Source organism: Rathayibacter sp. AY1F9 (assembly GCF_002932155.1).
In the GTDB taxonomy this organism is placed as follows: Bacteria; Actinomycetota; Actinomycetes; order Actinomycetales; family Microbacteriaceae; genus Rathayibacter.
The window spans coordinates 150,796-165,639 of sequence record NZ_PSVA01000002.1 but is presented as its reverse complement, the minus strand read 5'-3'; the positions used below and the strand labels follow the sequence as shown (position 1 = coordinate 165,639).

Sequence of the window (14,844 nt, the reverse complement as noted above, 5' to 3'; positions counted from 1 at the left end):
CAGCGGCGAGGAGCCCTCAGCGGCGTCCGGTCAGAGCTGCGCGGCCGCGAAGGTGTCGCAGCTGGTGGCGTCGCCCTCGAAGCCGGCCTGGAACCAGCGCTGGCGCTGCTCGGCCGAGCCGTGCGTCCACCCCTCCGGATCGACGGTGCCGGTGGCCTGCTCCTGGATGCGGTCGTCGCCGACGGCGGCCGCGGCGCCGAGCGCGTCCTGGTACTCCTGCGCCGTCACCGGCTTGAGGTAGGGCGTGCCGGTCTCGTCGGGCACCGTCGAGGCGTCGCCCACCCAGGCTCCGGCGAAGCAGTCGGCCTGCAGCTCGAGGCGCACCGAGTCCGACTCGGGACCGGTTCCGGAGCGGTCCGCCGACTCCATCGCGCCGGTCAGGTTCTGGATGTGGTGGCCCCACTCGTGGGCGAGGATGTACATCTGCGCGAGCGATCCGCCCGAGGTGTCGAACCGGGTGCGCAGCTCGTCGAAGAAGTCGGTGTCGAGGTAGATCGTCCGGTCCGGCGGGCAGTAGAACGGGCCGACCGCGGCGGTCGCGCTCCCGCAGCCGGTGGTGGTGCTGGCCTCGAACAGGTCGACGCCGGTCGGGGTCGTGTAGGCGACTCCGAGTGTCGGCGTCTGCTCGCCCCAGTAGCGGTCGAGCGACTCCGCCGCACCCTCGAGGCGGCAGTCGACCTGCGTGTTCGCGTCGGCGCCGCTGTCGCAGGCCACCGCGGTGGAGGTGACGCCCTCCGGCGAGGACCCGCCTCCGCCGAACACCTCGCCGAGGCCCGAGAGGTTCACGCCGAGCAGCTGCGAGAGCAGCGCGAGCACGACCACGCCCACCGCGCCCCCGCCGACGGCGATGCCGGTGGTGCGGCCGCGACGGCGGACCTTGCCGCCGCTGAGCTGGGAGTCGTCGTTGAAGGTCATGCCGACGAAGCTAGCGCTCCGCGGACAGGCTCCGCTCGGGCTTGCGGTCAGCCCCAGCGCGACTCGCTGGCCGAGCGGATGATCTCGAGCAGCGCCTCGCGCAGGGGGCCGTGCTCGAGCGAGCCCGGGAACATGTCGACCTCGAGGCGGTGCGCCCGGCGCCAGGCCTCGCCGCCCGCGTCGGTGAGCGCGACGAGCTGCCGGCGGCGGTCCGACGGATCCGTGGTGCGCGAGACGTGGCCCTCGCGCTCGAGGCGCTCGATGGTGCGCGACATGGTCTGCACCTCGACGTGGGCCGCGGCGGCCAACTCCTTCTGCGCGACGGGACCCGCCTGCAGGAGGTGCAGCACGATCAGGCCGGCGTGGGTGAGGCCGATCTCGGCGAGGGCGCCGTGCCAGGCGTGCTCGACCATCCGGGAGGCGGTGGAGAGCAGCCGGCCGGTGGGCCAGTCCTCCATCCCGGAGGTGTCGTCCGCGCGCATCTGATCAGGGTAGACCCGCTCCCGGGACACGACGGCACCGGGCGCGGGACGCTCAGGCACGGGCGCCCGGGCATCCCGGCCGCGAGGCGCGGACCGCCCCGCCCGTCAGGACGCGAAGCGGTCCGTCGCCTCGATCAGCGCGTCGAGGATCCCCGGCTCGTCGAAGGCGTGGCCCGCGTCGGCGATCATCCGGAAGTCGGCCTCGGGCCAGGCCCGGTGCAGGTCCCAGGCCGTGAAGGCCGGGGTGCACATGTCGTAGCGGCCCTGCACGATGACGGCCGGGATGTCGCGGAGGACGCCGGCGTCGCGGATCAGCTGCCCCTCCTCCAACCAGCCCCTGTGCACGAAGAAGTGGTTCTCGATGCGGGCGAAGGCGAGCGCGAAGACGGGATCGGACCAGTCCGCGATCAGCTCCGGCTTCTGCAGGAGGGTGATGGTCGACGCCTCCCAGGTGGTCCAGGCGACGCCGGCGGGGCCGTGCACGGCGGGGTCCGCGTCGTGGAGCAGGCGGTAGTACGCCTCGATGAGGCTGCCCCGCTCGTCGGCCGGGACGACGGAGGTGTAGCCCTCCCAGAGGTCCGGGTAGACCGCGGCGGCGCCGCCCTCGTAGAACCACTCGAGTTCGGCGCGGCGGAGGGTGAAGATCCCGCGGAGGACGATCTCGCTGACCCGCTCGGGGTGGGTCTCGGCGTAGGCGAGGGCGAGGGTCGAGCCCCAGGAGCCGCCGAGCACGAGCCAGCGCTCGACGCCGAGGTGCTCGCGGAGGCGCTCGATGTCGGCGACCAGGTACCAGGTGGTGTTGGTCGAGAGGTCGGCCTCCGGCTCGCCGGCGTGCGGGGTGGAGCGGCCGCACATCCGCTGGTCGAACAGCACGATGCGGTACTTCTCGGGGTCGAACAGCCGGCGGTGGGCGGGCGAGGTGCCGGCTCCGGGGCCGCCGTGCAGGAACACGACGGGCTTGCCCTCGGGGTTGCCCGAGACCTCCCAGTAGAGCGAGTGGCCGTCGCCGACGTCGAGCATGCCGGAGTCGTGGGGCTCGATCTCGGGGTACAGAGTGCGCATGGCCCGCACCCTACCGACTGTCAGGGTCGCGGTCCGCGAGGCGGGCGGCCCGGCCCCGGAGTGGGCGGGAGCGCCCGCGTCCACCCGGCGCACCCGCCTCCCGCGGTCGTTACTGTGGAGCGGACCTGCACGCCCCCGTCGAAGGAGCCCCCTTGCCCACCACTGTGCGCGGCGTCATCGCCCGGTCGAAGGGCGCTCCCGTGGAGCTCGTCGACATCGTCGTCCCCGACCCGGGCCCGGGCGAGGCCGTGGTCGACATCGAGACCTGCGGTGTCTGCCACACCGACTTCCACTACCGCGAGGGCGGGATCAGCGACGACTTCCCCTTCCTCCTCGGTCACGAGGCGGCCGGACGGGTCAGCGCGGTCGGAGAGGGAGTCACCCATGTCGCGGTCGGCGACTTCGTGGTCCTCAACTGGCGCGCGGTCTGCGGCGAGTGCCGGGCCTGCACCCGGGCCGAGCCCTGGTACTGCTTCGACACCTTCAACGCGACGCAGCGGATGACCCTGGAGGACGGCACCGAGCTCAGCCCCGCCCTCGGGATCGGCGCCTTCGCCGAGAAGACCCTCGTGCACGCGAAGCAGTGCACGAAGGTCGATCCGGAGGCGGACCCCGCCGCGGTGGGCCTGCTCGGCTGCGGGATCATGGCCGGCCTCGGCGCGGCGATGAACACCGGGAACGTGACGCGCGGCGACTCCGTCGCGGTCATCGGCTGCGGAGGAGTCGGCACGGCCGCCGTGGTCGGCGCCGCTCTCGCGGGCGCCGGCACGGTCATCGCGATCGACCGGGACCCCAAGAAGCTGGTCGCGGCCGAGAAGCTCGGCGCCACGCACGTCATCGACTCCAGCGGCCTCGACGAGGCGGGCGTCGTCGCGGCGGTGCAGGCCCTGACGAACGGCTTCGGAGCGGACGTCGTCATCGACGCCGTGGGCCGCCCCGAGACCTGGCGCCAGGCGTTCTACGCCCGCGACCTCGCCGGGACCGTGGTGCTGGTCGGGGTGCCGACTCCCGAGATGACGCTCGAGATTCCCCTGCTCGACGTCTTCGGCCGCGGCGGCTCGCTGAAGTCGAGCTGGTACGGCGACTGCCTGCCGGAGAGGGACTTCCCGATGCTGACCGGCCTCTACCTCCAGGGCCGCCTGCCCCTGGACGAGTTCGTGAGCGAGCGGATCGGGATCGAGGACATCGAGGAGGCCTTCGCCACGATGGCCGGCGGCGACGTGCTCCGCTCGGTGGTGGTGCTCTGATGGGCGCGCGGATCGAGCAGCTCGTCACGAGCGGCACCTTCAGCCTCGACGGCGGCACCTGGGACGTCGACAACAACGTCTGGATCGTCGGCGACGACTCCGAGTGCGTCGTCATCGACGCGGCCCATGACGCGGACGCGATCCTCGCGGCCGTCGGCGAGCGCCGGCTCCTCGCCGTACTGCTGACCCACGGGCACGACGATCACCTCGACGCGGTCGAGGGAGTCCGCGCTGCGACCGGCGCCCCGGTGCTGCTCCACGAGGCCGACCGGATGCTGTGGGACGCCGTGCACCCCGGCACGGCCCCGAGCGGCGCCCTGGTCGACGGGCGGATCGTGCCCGTCGCCGGCGTCGAGCTCGAGGTGCGGCACACCCCGGGCCACACCCCCGGCGCCGTCTGCTTCGTCGCCGAGGCGCTCGGCACGGTGTTCACCGGCGACACGCTCTTCCAGGGCGGGCCGGGGGCCACCGGCCGCTCGTACAGCGACTTCCCGACGATCATCGACTCGATCACGGAGCGCCTGCTGACGCTGCCCGCCGCGACGGTGGTCCGGACCGGCCACGGCGACTCGACGACGATCGGAGCGGAGGCGCCTCACCGCGAGGAGTGGATCGCGCGCGGGCACTGACCGGGCGGGGCGGGGGCAGAGGCTGCCGGCCCTCCCGCTTCGGCGTTCTGCTCGCCCGGATGTCCGACGGGTGTGGGAGTTTCGCAACCGATGGTCATGCTCCCTTGTTACCGTGAACAATCGCCGGTACCGTGCGAAGACCACACCGCAGGCGGGATCCCCCGTCCGCCCACCGGTTCGCTGCAGAACCCGAGAGGACACGTCGACGATGACGTCACGACCCCCGGGCGGAGGCAGGCCCTCGCGCCTGCTCGCCGCCACCCTCGCCGCATCCGCGACGATCGCCCTCGCCGCCGGCGCCGCCGTGCCGGTCGCCGTCGCCGCGACAGCGGCGACCACTCCCGCGCAGAGCCTGCTCGCGGACTTCACCTTCGACACCGCCCCGAGCGGAGGCGCCTTCACCGACAGGTCGACCCGCGCCGCCGTGAAGGGCACGCCGACCCTCGTCGCCGGCCGCACCGGGCAGGGCAGCGCCGTCTCGCTGTCGTCCTCGTTCTGGCTCGACCTCACTGCGACCGACGGGCAGCCGCTGCTGAAGGGTCGCGACTCCGTCACGCTGTCGTACGACTCCAAGCCCGCCGCCGCGGACAACGTCGGCTGGTCGGTCTTCGCCGCTCGATCGGCCGCGACCCAGGACTACGCCCAGGAGAAGTACGTCGGCGTCCTCGACAGGACGAACGGCATCACCGTCGAGCGGTACGCCAACAGCGGCGCCCGCGACTCCTCGGGCAACCTCACCGGCCCGAGCAGCACGGAGTGGAAGCACGTCGATCTCGTGCTGAGCGCCGGCACCGCCCGCCTCTACGTCGACGCGAAGCCCGTCGCCGTCACGACGGCCGGCCCCTCGCTCGCGACGGTCCTCGGATCGACCGGCGGAGTCCTGCAGATCGGCAAGGCCAACTGGGGCGGCGGGGAGTACTTCACCGGACTCCTCGACAATCTGCGCGTCTACGACCGCGCCCTGACCGGGGCCGAGCTGGGCGCGACGAGCAGCACCGTGGCGACCGACCTGCGCGCCGCACTCGACGTCCCCACGACCGTGCTCGGCGACCTGCCCGCGCAGGTCCTCGGGAACACCGTGACGTGGACCGCCTCCGGCGCCGGCGCCGCGCGCGTCTCCTCCACCGGCGCCGTGAACCTCTCGGGCCTCACCGCTCCCGTCGCCGTCCGCCTCCAGGCAGCCGTCGCCGGGCAGACCTACGCGTGGGACAGCACCCTCGCCGTGCCCGGCGGGCGCATCGCCACCTCCGTCAAGACCGTCACCACGACGAACGGAGTGAAGGACGACCCGCTGGCGTACAACGACGACCGTCGCGCGGACTCACTCTTCACGGCCGCACTGCCCGCCGGCGCGACCACCTGGGAGCCGCTGAACCGCTCGCAGTCGATCCTCTCCGTCCTCAAGGACGGCGATCAGGCGCAGCGCCCGAACGCCCAGATGGGCTCGCCGCTGCTGTTCCGCTCGAAGGACGGCTCGCTCGGCGCGGTCTCGTCGCAGAACAACGCCACGGACTCCGTCTACCTCTGGAGCTCCGCCGACGGCCGCACGTTCCGCGACCAGCGCGTCCTCCGGGTCGCGCCGGGCTCGGTCGTGACCGACCCGCGGATCGTCTTCGACTCCGCCCTCGGCGTCTACAAGCTGTTCTGGACCGATCTGCTCACCACCGAGGGCCGCGTGACGCTGTTCACGGACCTCGCCTCCGGCACCGCTCCCGGAGCGACCACCCGCGCCGACGCCCGCGTCCCCGGTGTCCAGGGCTCGGGTCTCCCCGCCGGGTTCACCCAGGGCCAGGCCGGCGAGACGGCGCTGACCTCGACCGAGTTCAGCACGTTCTACCGCGAGTACGTCGACCTGAAGAACACCGGTGTGAAGTCGCTCAGCGGCTCCGTCGACTCCGGCGCCGGATCCGCTGCGATCGCCGCAGCGCTCCCGGGGCAGGCCGTGATGGAGTACAACGACGGCTCGACCAAGTCGCTCAACGTCGACTGGCAGGACGATCTGACCACCGCCGTCGACACCTCGCGTCCCGGGACCTACCGGGTCACCGGCTCCGTCCAGCAGGACCCCGAGGCGATGGTCAACGAGGCCCGCGCGGATCCGCACGTCTTCTTCAACGAGGACGACGGCTACTACTACCTCACGGGCTCGCACTACGGTCAGGACTCGCTCGGCCCGATCGAGGAGAGCTCCAGCTACCGCAAGATCGGCCTCAAGCGCTCGAAGACCATCGCCGGTCTCGACTCCGCTCCCGAGCAGATCGTGATCGACCCCGACGCCGGCACGCCCGGTCGCCAGAGCCAGTACCCGAACACCTTCTACGGCTGGGGCGGATACATCTGGGCGCAGGAGTTCCACAAGATCAACGGCACCTGGTGGATCGTCGCCGGCATGAACAAGGGCTACGCGCCTGTGGGCGGCTGGTGCGACAACACCGTCCTGATCCCCTACACCGGGACCGACGCCTCGATCGCCGAGGGCGGATTCCTCGACCAGACGAAGTGGGGCGAGCCGGTCGTCCTCGAGGGCGCGGCCTTCGACGTCAGCTACATCGACCGCCAGGAGAACGGCGCCACCCAGGGCTACTGGGTCCTGCCCAACGGCAACACGCTCTCCCTCGCCAAGGCGACGATGGGGCCCAAGGGCACCGTCCCGCTGGTGACCGGTGCGGTCACCCGCATCTACGGCGAGAGCCAGCCGTGGGAGTCGGGCAAGCGCTCGCCGACCCCGTCCGACACCACCGAGGGCAACGACCAGGGCGTCGTGGAGGCGCCGTTCATCGTGTCCAAGGGAGGACGCATGTACCTCACCTACTCGGGCGGAACGGTCGACAAGTACTACTCGCTCGGCCTGCTCACGGCCGACGCGAGTGCCGACCTCCTCAACCCCGCGACGTGGACGCAGACCGCGTTCCCCGTGCTGGACACCGAGGACACCTACCTGGGCCGCCTCGGCGCGGACGAGACGCAGTACTTCTCGCGCCAGCAGGCCGGCACCGGGCACAACTCGTTCGTCGAGGACGAGTCGGGCAACCTGCTCCTCGCCTACCACGCCCGCCCCTACCCGGACCCGCACACGGCGACCGACCCGCAGAACGCGGGCGGCCTGTTCGATTCGGACCGCAACACCTGGTTCAAGGGCGTGAACATCCGCGCGAGCGGCCGGCTCGACCTCTCGCTCTCGAAGGAGCAGGAGGTGGCCTCGGCCAACCGCACCGTCACGGCGACGATCACCGTGAAGGCGCCGGCTGTGCCCGTCACCGCCACTGCAGCGGCTCGCTGCGTCGCGGGCAAGGTGGTGGTCACGCTGACCACTGTCAACAAGGCCGCGTCGACCGCCGACCTCCGCTGGAACACCCTGTGGGGCGCGAAGACGCAGCAGATCGATGCGGGCCGGACCGCCTCGCTGGCCGTGACCACGCGGGCCGCCTCGGTCGCCGCCGGCACCGTCCAGGGGGTCGCCACCGTCGGCAGCGCCTCCGCTCCCGTGAGCGCCGCCTACCCGGCGCTCCGCTGCGGCTGACCTGACCGGGTCCTCCGACCGACGACGCCCGGCCGCCTCTCACCTGAGGGCGGCCGGGCGTCGTCGTTCCGGTCTGCGGTGATGTGCCGGGCGACCGGGTCGCGACCCTCGATGATCTCGGCGGTGCAGCCGGCATCGCGGGAGAAGACCCACCGGATGACGCGGCCGCGTCGGACGACCGGACCGTTGCGATCCACGAACGACTCCCCATCGAGGGGAGGTCGTCGGTCGGCGACGTACGGGGTGTCGTGAGTCGGACGGGAAGAGGCGAGCCGGTCTGCCGCTGCTGCACGAACCGGCCCGCCCCTTCGGCATCGTCTCAGTGGACGAGGGCGGCCTCCGCCTCGTCCCAGGCGGGGTTCAGGTCTTCCTTCTTCCCTCGGGTGAGGAGGAATCCGGTGAGAGAGGCCGCGACCATGGTCACTGCTGCGGCCAGGAACACGGCCTTGTAGCCGTCTGTGAATGCGGTGAGCTCGGCCGTTCCGGACGCGATGGCGGAGTCCGCGGTGCTCGCGTAGAACACGGTGAACACCGCGAGACCGATGGACCCGCCGATGTGGAAGACGGAGTTGACGACGGCGGAGGCCACTCCGGCGTCCTCGTTCTCGACCCCGAGAAGGGCGAGGTTCTGGACGGGCACGAAGAGCATGGAGAGTCCGATTCCGAGCACGACCAGGGTGGGCAGGACCTGGAGGAAGTAGTTTCCGTCCGGGGTGATGCCGAGGAGCAGGAAGAGCCCTGCTGCCGAGACGAGCGGCCCGACGATCATCAGGGGTCGGGGGCCGAACGTGTTGAGGATCTTCGTGGTGACGGGCGAGAACGCCATGATCGCGACGGTCATGGCGAGGTTCGCGAGTCCTGCCATCAGCGGTCCCATTCCGAGCACGATCTGGAAGTAGAACGCGAGATAGAGGATGGCCCCGATCATCACGGCGCCATTGGCGGCCTGGATCAGGATCGCGCCGCCTCGCACACGACGCAGGATGACGCGCAGGGGCAGCAACGGCTGGTCGACCTTGCATTCGATGAGCACGAAGACGGTCAGCAGGACGATGCCGAGTGCGAGGAAGGCGACGGTGTCGATCGCGCCCCATCCGTGCTCAGCCCGGGTGAACCCGTAGACGATCGCGCCCAGTCCCAGGGTCACCGTGACGGTTCCCCAGACGTCGTAGCGGTTGTCTCCTTCCGCCTTGCTCTCGCGGAGCACGAGCGCCCCGCCGACGAGGCCGAAGGCGACGAAGACCAGGTTGACGAAGAGGCACCAGCGCCATCGTCAGGACGATTCGACACCGAGGGGGTCGGGCCTCACCTTCCGACGTCGGCGGGAGAGGATGGCAAACTGGCGGCCGACGCTGTCGCACCCGCTCGTGCGGTGACGCGACGACACCCTCCGGGCGCCTCAGCACCCGCCATCCCTAGCCGCTCACTCGGACCGAGGGAGCGGCGGAATCGATCACGACATGGAACCGAACCCGCCCAGCGGTGAGGGGGTCCTGCCCTCTCCTCGGACGTCTCCTCGCGCGACGCGACCCAACAACCGGACTCGGATCCTCGACGCAGCGGTCCGTGTCGCGGCGAGGGAAGGTTCTGTTCGCGTCACGCTCGAAGCGACTGCCGAAGAGGCTGGGCTGACACGCGGTGGAATGATGTACCACTTCCGCGATCGAGCCGATCTCGCCCACGCTCTCCAGGAGCACGTCGCGGCCGGCTGGGAAGCCCAGCTGATCGACGTCGCGGGGAAGACCGCGAACGAGGCCACCTTGACGGAGCGCGTGAGTGCCTACGTCACCGTCGCCCTGACGCCGTCGACGCACATGCAGATCGGACTCCTCCAGGCCACGGGCAGCGACACCGCTCTCCGAGCGCCGGTAGCGGAGGTGCGCCGAAGGTGGACGCCCTCCGCAGAGGAGACCGCGACCGATCCGATCACTCTCCGCCAGTTCATCGCCTGCCTTGCGGCTGACGGCCTGTGGTCACACCACTCCCTCGGAGGCGATCGGATACCGGACGACACTCGAGCCGCGGTGATCTCCGAGATCATCCAGCTCTCCAGCACGGGGTGATGCACGAAGGGCACTTTCCGGCGCGAGGCGGATCCCGGTCGGAGGAGCTCGACCGGGACCGAGACTCTTCCTTCTGCGGTCGAGGATCAGGACAGGCCTGTCCCCGGACCCGGCTCCTGGGTCGAGGCGAGCCCCAGGCCGGCCTCGCACTGCTGAGGATGCAGCAGGGACGGCCTCCTCGAGGAGCGCCGCCATCGCGTCGCGCCACGGCAGCACGGTCGCGAACGCGGCGCCCAGGATGGTCGGCGACGCCTCGTGCTGCCCCGGAGCGCCCAGGACGCAGCCGGAGGCGACGTCCATGTCGAAGTCGCGCCACGTGGAGCGTCACCGACACGACCGATCCGACGACGGCCGACCAGGAGACGTCCCGCGTGCGCCCGCACAGGCACTCCGCTCGTCAGCGGGACAGCAGCGCGACGTGGATCTCCTCGGCGAGGAGGTCCAGTGCTCTGGCGTGGGACGCCAGGAAGGCCCGGCCGTCGCGCGTGATCGAGAAGCGCTCGATGCGCTGCAGTGCGGTCCTCCTGCCTCTCTCCAGGAGCACCAGGCCCCGGCGGGAGAGCCGGAGGAGCCGCTTGCGCACCTCGAGGACCTCGACACGGTCGCCGGAGCGGAGGTCGAGGACTGCTCGCAGGCGGGTCTCGTCGCGGTTCTCTCCGGTCGCGAGCGCGATCAGGATGAAGACGTCGATGCTGCAGTCGAGCCCGCAGGCTCCGCAGCGGTTCGTGCACCGCGCAGAGCGTGCCAGGGACACGAGGAATCGATCGAGGCGCATCACGGGTATCTCCTGGGGAACGGCGGTCTCCTGCTGCAACGAGAGGAACGGGCCGGACCGGTCACGGTCGGCCCGCATCCGGGAGTCCGCTCAGGAGAGGTTCGCACATCAGCGATCGGTCCGGACAGCAGGATACGGCCCGATCGCCGCCCCGGTCCGCAGCCGGTGGTGATGCCGCCGCGGCGGGATCGTCGGGCGATCAGGGTCGAGGACCCGTCCGAACGGCGCAGGGGGGCTCAGGAGAGAGGGAGGGCGTTGCCGTTGATCAGCAGGAGGTCGTGTCCTCCGACCGCAGCTGCGCTGCCGGCCGCTCCGTCGTCCTTCTCCTCGGTGAGGGTGTGCGACTGCGCGACCTTCGTCAGCACGGGCCCGATGGACGGGACCGTCCCGGTTCTCACTCTGTGGTGCATCTCGTCGGTCGTCCTTCTGAGGTGGCGGCACTGCAGGGCGGCGCAGTGCCGGTCGGGGGCGGGGCGACGAGGGAGCGGGCGATCGTGGCGCCCGCTCCCTCACCGTCTCAGCGGCAGCTGCGCGCCGGGTAGTCGACGCTCGTCTGCGTGCTGACCGTCTTCCCGTCGACGACGGCCTTTCCTGTCGCGGCCACCGACCCCGCGGGGATCGAGACCGCTCGGGTGGTGACGGCGCTCGACGCGGACGATCCCGGAGCGACTCCGGTCACGGTCTTCGAGCCGAAGGCGGTGACGGTCGTGATGTCCATGATCGAGCGGCTGTCGTTCTTGACCACAGTGGTCAGGACGACCTTCCCGCTGACGCAGCGGGTCGACGCCGTGGCGGTCAGGGTCAGGGGCGACGTGACGGTGACCTTGGCGGTCACAGTCCGGTTCGCGGGTGCGACCTCCTCCGTCGGCGTCAGGTCGAAGACCGGCCGGCCGTCGGCGGCGTAGTGGATGCGGGCGAGACGGGTGTCGCGGCCGTCACCCCCGACTCCGTTGCCCCAGGTGTGGTAGACGTACACGTCGTTGCCGTCCTCGTCCTGGGTGACGGCTCCGTGGCCGGGACCCTGCTCGTAGGTGCGGTAGTCGAGGACGCCGTCGGGCATGGGAACGCTCTGCAGGAGCGGGGCGTCGTACTTGGTCCAGCTCGCGATGTCGGTCAGGTCACTGCCCTCCTTCGCCCAGGCGCCGCCCACGATGTACTTCGGGCTGACGCCGCTGCTGGAGTAGACGAGCGTGATCCTCCCGTCGCGCTGGATCGCGAACGCTCCCTCGGACAGGTGGTCCTCGAACGTCAGCGAGGGCACGATGATCGGGGTCGGCTCGCCGATGACGCGGGTGGGGTTCGCGGGATCGACCTTGGCGATCCAGGTCGCCGGGTCGCTCACTCCGTTGTCGACGTAGCGCTGGGACCAGGCGTAGTACGCAGTTCCACCGGACTCGAAGTAGGTCATGTCGAGGCTGATGTTGCGTCCCGTGCCGGGGCGTCCGAGGGCGCTCCCATCGCTCTTCACGACGGCGCGCGGCGCGCTCCAGTCGGAGGGGTTCGCGGGGTCTCCGCCGTCGCGCAGCTGCATGATGTGCGCCTGCACCGTGAACCACTGACCGTTCTGGTTCGACTGGTCGTTGTCCGGGTTGAAGCACGGGGCGAACAGGATGGAGAGCTTGCCGCCGATCTCGTGGATCTCGGGGGCCCAGTAGCAGCCCGCGATCACCTTGCCCTCGGCGGTGCGGTCCATCCGCGTGGTGCGGTTGAGGAGGTCCACCTCACGGGCCCGTCCGCCGTTGTCGTCGCTGAGCTGGTCGATGCTGTCGGCGACCCGGATCGGCAGGTGCTGCGAGGCGACGTTGTTGTTGTTCGTGTCGTCCGTGGCGGTGAAGAGGTACTGCGTCTTCCCGTTGCGCTCGTAGCGGTAGATCGTCGGATCCGCGCGGTTGTAGGCGAACGGCTCGTTGTACTGCCGCTGGCGGACGGTCCCGGAGAGGTCGTACGTTCCCGGGCCCTTCGCAGCGAGGTCGGCGAGCTGCTGCTGGTTCCAGTCGATGCCGAGGCTGCCGGTCGAGCCGTCGTTGTAGGAGAGCTGCGCCTTCACTCCGGACAGGGCGGAGGTGTCGCCCTGATCGATCGTCTGCGGTGCGACCGAGGATCCGGTGTTGACCGTGCGGCCGAACCTCTTCACGAGCGAGTCGGCGACGGAGCCGGAGACCGTCAGCGCGCCGCCCGGCAGAGCGTCGGCGACGCGGCCCGGGACTCCGGAGAGGTCGGGAGCGGCGACGGTGGCGGGGCTTCCTCCGAGGACCGCACCGCGGTTCCCGTCGGTCACGACGACGCTGCGACGGCCGCCGTCCTTCGGCCAGAACGCCTGCGCGCGGAGCTCGGTGCGGGCGAGGTCAGTGACGGTCGTGTACTTCGCCGCCCCGGAGGAGTCCGTCCAGGAGACGAGGTAGCGGTTCTGGTCCGTGTCGAAGACGGCCTTCGGCGCGACGACGCCGCCGGTGGTGCCGAGGTCGATGAGGCCGAGCTCGGTGAAGTCGGACGCGGTGGCGTCCGTGGCCTTGAAGATCAGAGCGCTCGAGGCCCCGGTGCCGTCGGACGCGCCCGACTGCAGGACGCGCGTGGCGATCACGCCGACGGTGCCGTCGGCGAAGGTGAACAGCGAGGGGTTCGCGAGGCCGCGGTTGTCGGCCTTGTCGGTTCCGAGGAAGACCCCGTCGGCGAAGAGGACTCCCGAGTTGCCCGAGAGCGGTGCTGCGTCGGCGACGGACGAGCCGAGTGCCAGGTGGAGGCCGCGGGCGATCGTGTCCTGGTTCGCCTTGTCCTCGCCGGTCGGCGTCCGGGTGTACGACACCACGGTCTTCGCCGTGGAGGCGCTGAGGACGGTGGTGCGGAAGGTCTTCGTCAGCGTGGTGGCGCCGACCTTCACGGAGGCGGTGAGCGCGAGTGCCCGGTCGGTCGCCGAGTCGTTCACGAGGCGGCTGCCGGACAGGCCGGCACCGTCCGCGCTCCACGACACGGTGTAGCCGGCGACCGTGGGAAGAGCGGTTCCGGAGGCGACGGTCGGCGGGACGACGAGGGCGGTGCGCAGGCGCGCCGTGGCGTCGGCCTCGGTGTCGGCGGCGACGGTGACGGTTCGCGCGGTGCCGGTGGCGGCGGATCCGGCGAACGTCGCGGTCGGGGTCAGGGTCACGGTGGCGTTCGCCGAGCCGGGTGCCGGGCGGCGCACAGAGCCGTCGGTGCCGATCACCGCGGGGTCGCTGCTCGCCCAGGTGAGGACGGAGCCGCCCGCGCCGCGGGTCGGGAGGGAGAGGTCGCTGGTGACGGGTCCGGTCACGGCGATGGTCGCCGCGGCGGCGTCCGATGCAGCGATCGCGGCAGCGGCCGGAGCCGCGTCCTCGCGCACCTGGTCCTGGGTCAGTGCGGAGGAGTAGACGTGCACGTCGTCCATCGCCCCGGCGAAGAGAGGGTCGGGGCCGTAGAACGACTTGCCGAGGAGGCCGGAGAAGGCGGAGGTGCCGACAGTCGCCGCTCCGGTCGCGGAGGTCGGGGTGGTCTGGGCGAGCCGGCCGTCGACGTAGGTCGAGACGCTGACGCCGCTGCGCAGGACCACGGCGACGTGGCTCCAGCGGCCGGTGGCGGCGGGACCGGAGTCGGCCGCGCGCTGCTCCGAGCCGTTCTTCACGGCACCGATCAGGCTGCTTCCGCACTGGGGCGTGGTGAAGAGGTACCGCTCGGTCGACTGCCCGAGCGCGTACGCCCAGCTGCAGTTCTGGTTCCCCTCCCAGCGCAGCCAGGCCGACATGGTCACGTCGGTGGTGGCCGCCGTGGTCAGTCCCGGCGCGATCTCGGCGTAGGCGGCGGAGCTGCCTGCGGCGCCGCCGGGGAGGCGGAGTGCGCGGTCGGTGCCGCCGCGCGGACCGGCGACGGTCGTCGCTCCGGTCCCGCGCACGGTGGCGGAGCGGCCGGCAGCGGAGTCGGTCAGGGTCGTGCCCGCGCCCACGGCGGAGCCGACGGCGGCGGACGAGGAGAAGTCGTAGGAGAGGACCGGGCTGGGCACCGCGGCCTGTGCGGGTGCCGCGCCGAGCGCAGCCCCTCCCGCTGTCAGGCTCGCGGCGACCAGGAGGGCCGTCGTGCGTCGGAACCGCATTGTTCGTCTACTTCCGTGGGAGAGGTGGATGCGGGGAGCACGGACGCGGGGT

The 14,844-nt window shown here is 71.4% G+C and carries 10 protein-coding genes and 1 pseudogene; 4 read left to right on the top strand and 7 right to left on the bottom strand.

All coding sequences use genetic code 11. The features are described 5' to 3' along the window. Positions 1-30: 30 nt before the first annotated feature. The 3 genes from C5C37_RS02430 to pip form a co-directional block, all read right to left on the bottom strand. Positions 31-915, bottom strand: coding sequence for a neutral zinc metallopeptidase (locus C5C37_RS02430; RefSeq protein WP_104338401.1), 885 nt, complete (start codon positions 913-915; stop codon positions 31-33). 47 nt (positions 916-962) lie between these two features. Beyond that, entirely contained in the window at positions 963-1,397 is a 435-nt protein-coding gene (locus tag C5C37_RS02425) for a MarR family winged helix-turn-helix transcriptional regulator (RefSeq protein ID WP_104338400.1), read from the bottom strand. Positions 1,398-1,502: 105 nt separating this feature from the next. Continuing rightward, positions 1,503-2,459 (bottom strand): prolyl aminopeptidase, encoded by a 957-nt coding sequence (gene pip, locus C5C37_RS02420; RefSeq protein WP_104338399.1) that lies wholly within the window; start codon positions 2,457-2,459, stop codon positions 1,503-1,505. A gap of 152 nt (positions 2,460-2,611) precedes the next feature. Here pip and C5C37_RS02415 point away from each other — a divergent pair, with 152 nt between their 5' ends. The 3 genes from C5C37_RS02415 to C5C37_RS02405 all read left to right on the top strand — a co-directional run bounded on the left by C5C37_RS02415 (position 2,612) and on the right by C5C37_RS02405 (position 7,855). Beyond that, on the top strand, positions 2,612-3,706 hold the full coding sequence (locus C5C37_RS02415) for an S-(hydroxymethyl)mycothiol dehydrogenase (protein ID WP_104338398.1): 1,095 nt from the start codon (positions 2,612-2,614) through the stop codon (positions 3,704-3,706). Beyond that, complete coding sequence (locus C5C37_RS02410; protein ID WP_104224396.1) at positions 3,706-4,335, top strand: MBL fold metallo-hydrolase; 630 nt, start codon at positions 3,706-3,708, stop codon at positions 4,333-4,335. The genes C5C37_RS02415 and C5C37_RS02410 overlap by 1 nt, the downstream gene beginning before the upstream one ends. A 208-nt stretch (positions 4,336-4,543) precedes the next feature. Then, positions 4,544-7,855: a family 43 glycosylhydrolase gene (locus C5C37_RS02405; RefSeq protein WP_104261158.1), complete on the top strand. Its 3,312-nt coding sequence runs from the start codon at positions 4,544-4,546 to the stop codon at positions 7,853-7,855. A 319-nt stretch (positions 7,856-8,174) separates the two neighbouring features. Here the strand turns inward: C5C37_RS02405 and C5C37_RS02395 are convergent. Next, a pseudogene (locus C5C37_RS02395) lies at positions 8,175-9,113 on the bottom strand (MFS transporter); the annotation flags it as partial. A 202-nt stretch (positions 9,114-9,315) separates the two neighbouring features. Between C5C37_RS02395 and C5C37_RS02390 the strand changes: the two are divergent. Further along, positions 9,316-9,918: a TetR/AcrR family transcriptional regulator gene (locus tag C5C37_RS02390; protein WP_104297264.1), complete on the top strand. Its 603-nt coding sequence runs from the start codon at positions 9,316-9,318 to the stop codon at positions 9,916-9,918. A gap of 397 nt (positions 9,919-10,315) precedes the next feature. Here the strand turns inward: C5C37_RS02390 and C5C37_RS02385 are convergent, their stop codons facing one another. The 3 genes from C5C37_RS02385 to C5C37_RS02380 all read right to left on the bottom strand — a co-directional run bounded on the left by C5C37_RS02385 (position 10,316) and on the right by C5C37_RS02380 (position 14,792). Beyond that, positions 10,316-10,696: a hypothetical protein gene (locus C5C37_RS02385; RefSeq protein ID WP_104249689.1), complete on the bottom strand. Its 381-nt coding sequence runs from the start codon at positions 10,694-10,696 to the stop codon at positions 10,316-10,318. A gap of 233 nt (positions 10,697-10,929) precedes the next feature. Next, the gene (locus C5C37_RS17340; RefSeq protein WP_181127357.1) at positions 10,930-11,103 is read right to left on the bottom strand and encodes a hypothetical protein; all 174 of its coding nucleotides are present in this window, start codon (positions 11,101-11,103) and stop codon (positions 10,930-10,932) included. 107 nt (positions 11,104-11,210) lie between these two features. Next, positions 11,211-14,792: a family 43 glycosylhydrolase gene (locus C5C37_RS02380; RefSeq protein WP_104338396.1), complete on the bottom strand. Its 3,582-nt coding sequence runs from the start codon at positions 14,790-14,792 to the stop codon at positions 11,211-11,213. Positions 14,793-14,844: the final 52 nt, after the last annotated feature.

Excerpts from the sequence above, each read along its gene's own strand:
- C5C37_RS02430 (WP_104338401.1), bottom strand. The coding sequence starts at position 915 with ATGACCTTCAACGACGACTCCCAGCTCAGCGGCGGCAAGGTCCGCCGT.
- C5C37_RS02425 (WP_104338400.1), bottom strand. The coding sequence starts at position 1,397 with ATGCGCGCGGACGACACCTCCGGGATGGAGGACTGGCCCACCGGCCGG.
- pip (WP_104338399.1), bottom strand. The coding sequence starts at position 2,459 with ATGCGCACTCTGTACCCCGAGATCGAGCCCCACGACTCCGGCATGCTC.
- C5C37_RS02410 (WP_104224396.1), top strand. The coding sequence starts at position 3,706 with ATGGGCGCGCGGATCGAGCAGCTCGTCACGAGCGGCACCTTCAGCCTC.
- C5C37_RS02405 (WP_104261158.1), top strand. The coding sequence starts at position 4,544 with ATGACGTCACGACCCCCGGGCGGAGGCAGGCCCTCGCGCCTGCTCGCC.
- C5C37_RS02390 (WP_104297264.1), top strand. The coding sequence starts at position 9,316 with ATGGAACCGAACCCGCCCAGCGGTGAGGGGGTCCTGCCCTCTCCTCGG.
- C5C37_RS17340 (WP_181127357.1), bottom strand. The coding sequence starts at position 11,103 with ATGCACCACAGAGTGAGAACCGGGACGGTCCCGTCCATCGGGCCCGTG.
- C5C37_RS02380 (WP_104338396.1), bottom strand. The coding sequence starts at position 14,792 with ATGCGGTTCCGACGCACGACGGCCCTCCTGGTCGCCGCGAGCCTGACA.